The organism is Terrisporobacter othiniensis (genome assembly GCF_000808015.1).
Taxonomy (GTDB): Bacteria; Bacillota; Clostridia; order Peptostreptococcales; family Peptostreptococcaceae; genus Terrisporobacter; species Terrisporobacter muris.
Window position 1 is genome coordinate 34,007 of sequence record NZ_JWHR01000057.1, and the last position, 7,315, is coordinate 41,321.

Sequence of the window (7,315 nt, forward strand, 5' to 3'; positions counted from 1 at the left end):
ATGTAAATTATTATATTTATTTTATCATTATGATAATACCCTGAAAAGAGAGGAAATAATCTAATCACAATATTTATATAAGAAAAATATAATAATCTAGAGAGCAAATATATTATACAGGAGGAAATATATGTCTAAATATAGAGGAATAGATGTAAGTAACTGGTCAGGAACAATTGATTGGGAAAGTGTGGCTAATAGTGGTGTTGAAGCTGTCATAATACAAGCATCAGAAGGGACTTTTTATAGAGATCCTTATTTACAAGAATTTTATGATGGTGCAAGAAGAAATAATTTAAAGATAGGGTTTTATCATTTTTTTAATCCTGGATCTTCACCAACACCAGTGGAACAAGCTAGATATTTTGTTGATACAATAAGTGGTCTTCATTCAGATATTAAATTGGTATTAGACTTAGAACAGACAGGAGGTCTTGGTAATTATGAATTAACAAAGCAGGCCATAGAATTCTTAGAAGAAGTTAAAAAATTAAGTGGACTTGATGTTGCTGTTTATACTTATACAAACTTTGCACAAAATAATTTATATAAGGGAATAGGGTTGGAGAATTATCCTTTATGGATTGCACAAATTGATATAGATGCACCTCAATCAAATCCAATATGGGGAGATAAATATGCAGCATGGCAGTATTCTGATACAGGTAGAGTATCTGGTATATATACAAATACAGATTTAGATATATTTTATGAGCATATATTTTTAGATGATAAAAAAGATGTTCCAGGTATTAGAAAAGAAGAATCAAAAGATAAAAAAGTGATTTACTATACTGTACAAGAAGGAGATACATTAAGTAGTATAGCTAAAAGATATGGTGTGTCAGTGAAAGAATTAGAAAAAATTAATGGCCTTGCAGATTCTAACTTAATATACCCTGGTGAAGTGTTGAAAATTTATCCTAAAGAAAAAAGAGAAGAAAGAAAAAAAGAAGGAAGCAAATTTTATAGCACTTATATTGTAATGAGTGGTGATACATTGTCAAGCATAGCAATTAAGTTTCATACAACAGTAGATGAATTAGTCAAATTGAATGATATATCAAATCCAAATCTAATATATCCAGGAGAAATTATTAAGGTGCCAAGCGTCAAAAGAGGAGCAAGTAAATCAATTTCAAGTAAAGAATATATAAAAACTTATATAGTTAGATCTGGAGATACTCTTTATGGAATAGCTAAAAGATTCCACACTACAGTTGATAAGTTAGTTGAATTAAATGGATTATCAAATCCTAATTTAATATATCCAGGGCAAGTATTAAAAATAGAATCTTCTGGAAGAGTAAAAGACGGAGAAGGATTTAGAGATTATTATGTGGTTCAAAAAGGGGATACTTTATCAAAAATAGCTAAAAAATTTAATAAAACAGAACAGGAATTACTAGATCATAATGATATATTAAATGATAAAGATTTAGATGAAGGTCATGTAATTAAATTGAATTAATTTTAAAAAGCTATATCAGAACAATAAATTTGTTTTGGTATAGCTTTTTTTATTTATGAAATTATATTTATTTATATTTATTTATTGAACTTACTAAATGCTCTAGCTTAAATTTAGGATAAATAGGCTTTCTATTATATATTAAAGAGTTTTTTCTATATTCGTTATACTGTTCAGTCTCTTCTTCAAAATACTTATTAATTCCAATTTCCAACATATCTTCTTCATTATCAAAGTGCATATAATTTAAGTAGTCATCAATTAATGTAGGATTTTCATCTATTAAAGTTATGAACTTTTCTTGTATTACTTTTAATTGCTTTAATAGACCTTTTGTTGCTCTACTAATCTCATCATTAAGATATTTTACATCTATCACTGAATTAGTAAGATCATTCATTACACTATATTGAGCATCTCTTATTCTTCTTGTATAAACTTCTGACAAGAAAAATAATTCACCTAAAATTTTTTCTTTCTCGAAGAAGCCAGGAACTAAAAGTCTTATAGATGATAAATCAGATTTTTTATCCACAGTTAATTGAGTTCCATGATTAAATATGATTTTTAGTGGAAACTTAAGATCATCTATATTTGCTTCTTCTTTTAGAATCTCATTCTCAACAATAAATAACTTACTATTTTGAAAAATAACAAAGCTAGAATTATAGTTGTAATATAAAGTTTTTGTAGGAACTTTATCTCCGAAATTAAAACTACGAATTCCATCATTACATCGAACTACACATTCATCATTACTTAAAACAGGATAATAAAAACAATCAAACTTCATAACACATCAACCCACCCTTATAAAAAATATATAATAAATAAAAAATATTAAATATAAATAGTAAATGTAAATAATAATGAAATAATAGTAAATTTTAACAGAGGAAGTGTTACTCAATTAACAATTTAAAATTTAACTTGACTAAAGAAAAAAAGTTTCCTACAATAATAGTTGCCTTAGTTAACTATTTTCTTTGGAAACTAAAATGAACTGAAAGGGATGAAAGAAATGAGTATGCTACAAAAAAAATCTAAAGAGTTTTTAGATTCTATAACAAAAATAAAAAAGCTAGCTCATAAATATAAAAAATCACAAGAGTTTCACCCAGGAATGCTTATGACAATGAAGATTATTTATAGTAATTGTTTAAGCAATAAAGAAGATGAAAATTATTATGGGATGAAGACTTCTGAATTAACAAAATATTTGTGTATTACAAAGCCAGCCACATCGAAAATGTTGAATGTTATGGAGGAAAAAGGATATATTTATAGGACTTCTAACAAAAGTGACAGAAGAGTCGTGTATGTGAAATTAACGGAGGAAGGTGAAGAGTTTTTAAAAGATCAAAATAGAAAATTTGAAAACTTTACTTGCAGGGTAGTTGAAAAAATGGGTGAAGAAGATACAGATAACTTGATACGTCTATTTGGAAAACTTTATGATGTTATAGAAGAATTACAATCTGAGAAATAAAATCACAAAAATGAAGAAAGGGAGAAAAGATGTTAAAAATATTTAAGCATTTAAAAAATTCGAGTTTTATAATTTTTATAATTATATTACTTTTAGCAGGCCAAGCAACATGTGAACTATCTTTACCTACTTATACTTCAAATATTATTAATATAGGTATACAACAAGGCGGAATAGAGAATTCTGTTCCTGAGGTAATAAGAAAAACTGAAATGGATAAACTTTTTATTTTTATGAATGATAAAAATAAAGATGTAGTATTAGATAATTATAAATTATTAAATAAAGAGTCTTTGAGTAGCTATGAATTTAATAAATATAAAGAATCTTATCCAGCATTAGATAAAGAAGATATATATTTATTAAACACAAATAAAGAAGAGACTATATTAAAACTTGATAAAATACTTGGAAAACCAGAATTAATTGTATATGGATTAGACAGTGATGATGAATCAAGTAAAATAATTCAAGAACAAATGAAAAAGAACATGACTGAAAATATGAGATCACAAAATATGTCACAAGGAAATATGACAAATCCTTCAATGAATATAGATTTAGAAAATATGGATATGTTTACAATATTAGAGTCAATGTCAAAAGATCAAAGAGATGGCATAATTAAAGAAATTGATAAGCAGTTAGTTGATTTACCAGATGCAATGATTAGTCAAGGGGCTGTATCTTTTGTTAAGAATGAGTACAATGAAATTGGTATAGACACTGACAATATGCAAACAACATATATACTTACTACAGGAGCAAAAATGATTGGAATAACTGTACTAAGTATGATAGCAGCTATTACAGTAGGATTTTTAGCATCAAGAGTAGGGGCATCTTTAGGTCGTACGTTAAGATCTAAAACTTTTGAAAAAGTAATGAGATTTTCAAGCAAAGAGATGACGGAGTTTTCTACAGCATCGCTTATAACACGTAGCACAAACGATATACAACAAATTCAACAAATGACTGTAATGATGCTAAGGATGGTATTCTTTGCACCATTTATGGCACTTGGTGGTATATACAAAGCATTGAGTACAAATACATCAATGACATGGATTATAGGTGTAGCTGTTTTAGGTGTTGTAGTAATTGTAGGTATATTATTTACAACAGTAATGCCTAGATTTAAGCTATTACAAAATTTAGTAGATAAATTAAACTTAGTAACAAGAGAAATTTTAACAGGACTTCCTGTTATACGTGCATTTAGTACACAAAGATTTGAAGAAAATAGATTTGACGGAGTTAATAAAGATTTAACTAAAGTAAATATGTTTGTTAACAGAATGATGTCTTGTATGATGCCAGCTATGATGCTTGTTATGAATGTTATATCGGTATTAATAGTTTGGGTAGGTGCAAAAAACATTGATACTGGAGCAATGCAAGTTGGAGATATGATGGCATTTATTCAATATACAATGCAAATAGTAATGTCATTCTTAATGATATCAATGATTTCAGTTATGATACCAAGAGCAGCAGTATCAGCTAATCGTATAAATGAAGTGCTAGAAAAGGATATAGTAATTAAAGAAGATAAAAATCCTAAATCTTTTGATAATAATAAAAAAGGTTTAGTTGAATTTAATAATGTTTCATTTAAGTATCCAGATGCAGATGAAGATATACTACATGATATTAACTTTACTGCTGAACCAGGAAAAACTACAGCATTCATTGGAAGTACAGGAAGTGGAAAATCTACACTTATTAATTTAATACCAAGATTCCACGATGTAACGGAAGGTGAAATTAAGGTAAATGGTATTAATATCAAAAATGTTTCACTTCATGATTTAAGAGAAAAAATTGGTTATGTTCCGCAAAAGGGAGTGTTATTCTCTGGAACTATAGATTCTAACTTAAGATATGGTAAAAAGGATGCTACAGAAGAAGATATAATAAAAGCAGCAAAAATAGCTCAATCAATAGACTTCATAAATGATAAAGAAGATAAGTTTGATTCTGAAATATCACAAGGAGGTTCAAATGTATCAGGTGGTCAGAAACAAAGACTATCTATTGCCAGAGCAATAGCAAAAGAACCAGAAATATTTATATTTGATGATAGTTTCTCTGCTCTAGATTTTAAAACAGATGCGAAACTTCGTAAAGCATTAAAAACAGAAACTAAAGAAAGTACAGTATTAATAGTAGCCCAAAGAATTAGTACTATTTTGGATGCAGATCAAATCGTAGTATTAGATGAAGGAAAAGTGGTTGGAATAGGTAAACATAAAGAACTTCTAAAAAATTGTGAAATCTATAAAGAAATAGCATTGTCACAACTTTCAAAGGAGGAGTTAGAAAATGAGTAGAGAAGGAAATAGACCAAGAAGAGCGAGAGGACCTATGGGTGGAGGCCATGGAATGAGAGGCCCTGCAGAAAAAGCAAAAGATTTTAAAGGAACAATGAGAACACTAATCTCTTATTTAGCTAAATATAAATTATCTATAATAATAGTATTTATATTTGCCATAGGTAGTGTTACATTCTCTGTAATAGGTCCTAAAATATTAGGTAAAGCTACAACAGAAATATTTAATGGATTAGTAAGCAAAGTATCTGGAGAAGGTACTGGCATAGATTTTGAAGTTATAAAAAGAATATTAATAACTTTAGTTATATTATATGTTGTAAGTGCGATATTCTCATTTATACAGGGATATGTAATGAGTGGTATTTCTCAAAAGGTAGCGTATAATCTTAGAGATGAATTAGTTAAAAAAATAAATAGATTACCTATGAAATATTTTGACAAAAAAACTCATGGAGAAGTATTATCAAGATTCACAAATGATATAGATACATTGTCGATGAGTTTAAATCAAAGTTTAACACAAATAATAACATCTATTACCACTTTAGTAGGTGTATTAATAATGATGTTATCTATAAGTGTACTTATGACAATTAGTGCATTAGTAGTTATACCAATATCATTATTTATAATTTCCTTTGTTATTAAAAGATCTCAAAAATACTTTAAAAGTCAACAAGAGTATTTAGGTCAAGTTAATGGGCAGGTAGAAGAATTATATGGTGGTCATACAGTAGTTCAAGCTTTCAATGGAGAAGAAGAATCTATAAAAGAATTTAATAAAGTTAATAATAAATTATATGACTCAGCATGGAAATCTCAATTTTTATCAAGTACAATGCAACCTATAATGATGTTTGTTGGGAACTTAAGTTATGTAGTTGTTTCAATACTTGGCGGATATTTAGTTATAAAAAATAAAATTGAAGTAGGTGATATACAATCATTTATTCAATATGTAAGAAGTTTTAATCAACCAATATCACAAATGGCTCAAATATCAAATCAATTACAATCTACTGCAGCTGCAGCTGAGAGAGTATTCGAATTCCTAAATGAAGAGGAAGAAGATGTAACAGTAGAAAATCCTGTAAGTATAAAGGGATTAGAAGGCAAAATTGATTTTGAAAATGTTAAGTTTGGATATGATAAAGATAGAACAATAATTAAAGACTTTACAGCTCATGTAAAACCAGGACAAAAAGTTGCACTAGTTGGACCTACAGGTGCAGGTAAATCAACTATGATAAAATTATTAATGAGATTCTACGATGTAAACTCTGGAGCTATTCTTGTGGATGGTCACAATGTTAAAGATTTCAATAGAGGAGAACTTAGAGAATTATTTGGAATGGTTCTTCAAGATACTTGGTTATTTAGTGGTTCAATAAAAGAAAATATTAGATATGGTAGATTAAATGCTAGTGATGATGAAGTAATAAATGCAGCGAAAGCAGCTCATGTTCATCATTTTATAAAAACTTTACCAGATGGATATAATATGTTATTGAATGAAGAATCAAGTAATATATCACAAGGCCAAAAACAATTATTAACTATAGCTCGTGCAATATTAGCAGATCCTAAGATATTAATATTAGATGAAGCTACAAGTTCTGTTGATACAAGAACTGAACTTTTAATTCAAAAAGCTATGGATAATTTAATGGAAGGAAGAACTAGTTTTGTAATTGCTCATAGATTATCTACAATAAAAAATGCTGATTTAATACTAGTTATTAATGATGGTGATATTATAGAACAAGGAAACCATGAAGAATTATTAGCAAAAGATGGATTCTACGCAAATTTATATAATTCACAATTTGCAGATAAAGAAGCTATGTAAAAAATAATTATAGAATGAAAATTAAAACACCTTGAATATATTATTTGAAGTGAACCCTTTACACGGGAATAAATAAAACAACCTCTTTTGAAACATACTATATGTATGATTTTAAAGGAGGTTATTTTATTATGAGTACAAGAGTACACTACTCACCAGAAATAAAATGG

5 protein-coding genes are annotated in these 7,315 nt (G+C 27.8%); 4 read left to right on the top strand and 1 reads right to left on the bottom strand.

From position 1 onward, the window contains the following. The first annotated feature begins 130 nt into the window (after window positions 1-130). Entirely contained in the window at window positions 131-1,471 is a 1,341-nt protein-coding gene (locus tag QX51_RS05225; protein WP_039678849.1) for a LysM peptidoglycan-binding domain-containing protein, read from the top strand. A gap of 67 nt (window positions 1,472-1,538) precedes the next feature. Here the strand turns inward: QX51_RS05225 and QX51_RS05230 are convergent, their stop codons facing one another. Then, window positions 1,539-2,264, bottom strand: coding sequence for a hypothetical protein (locus tag QX51_RS05230; protein WP_039678850.1), 726 nt, complete (start codon window positions 2,262-2,264; stop codon window positions 1,539-1,541). 228 nt (window positions 2,265-2,492) lie between these two features. Between QX51_RS05230 and QX51_RS19365 the strand changes: the two genes are divergently transcribed. From QX51_RS19365 to QX51_RS05245, 3 genes are read left to right on the top strand one after another with little or no spacing between them, the layout of a single operon-like run. Further along, the gene (locus tag QX51_RS19365; protein ID WP_052232890.1) at window positions 2,493-2,960 is read left to right on the top strand and encodes a MarR family winged helix-turn-helix transcriptional regulator; all 468 of its coding nucleotides are present in this window, start codon (window positions 2,493-2,495) and stop codon (window positions 2,958-2,960) included. Between the two features lie 29 nt (window positions 2,961-2,989). Then, complete coding sequence (locus QX51_RS05240; protein ID WP_039678851.1) at window positions 2,990-5,293, top strand: ABC transporter ATP-binding protein; 2,304 nt, start codon at window positions 2,990-2,992, stop codon at window positions 5,291-5,293. Further along, the gene (locus QX51_RS05245) at window positions 5,286-7,145 is read left to right on the top strand and encodes an ABC transporter ATP-binding protein (RefSeq protein ID WP_039678852.1); all 1,860 of its coding nucleotides are present in this window, start codon (window positions 5,286-5,288) and stop codon (window positions 7,143-7,145) included. The genes QX51_RS05240 and QX51_RS05245 overlap by 8 nt, the downstream gene beginning before the upstream one ends. Window positions 7,146-7,315: the final 170 nt, after the last annotated feature.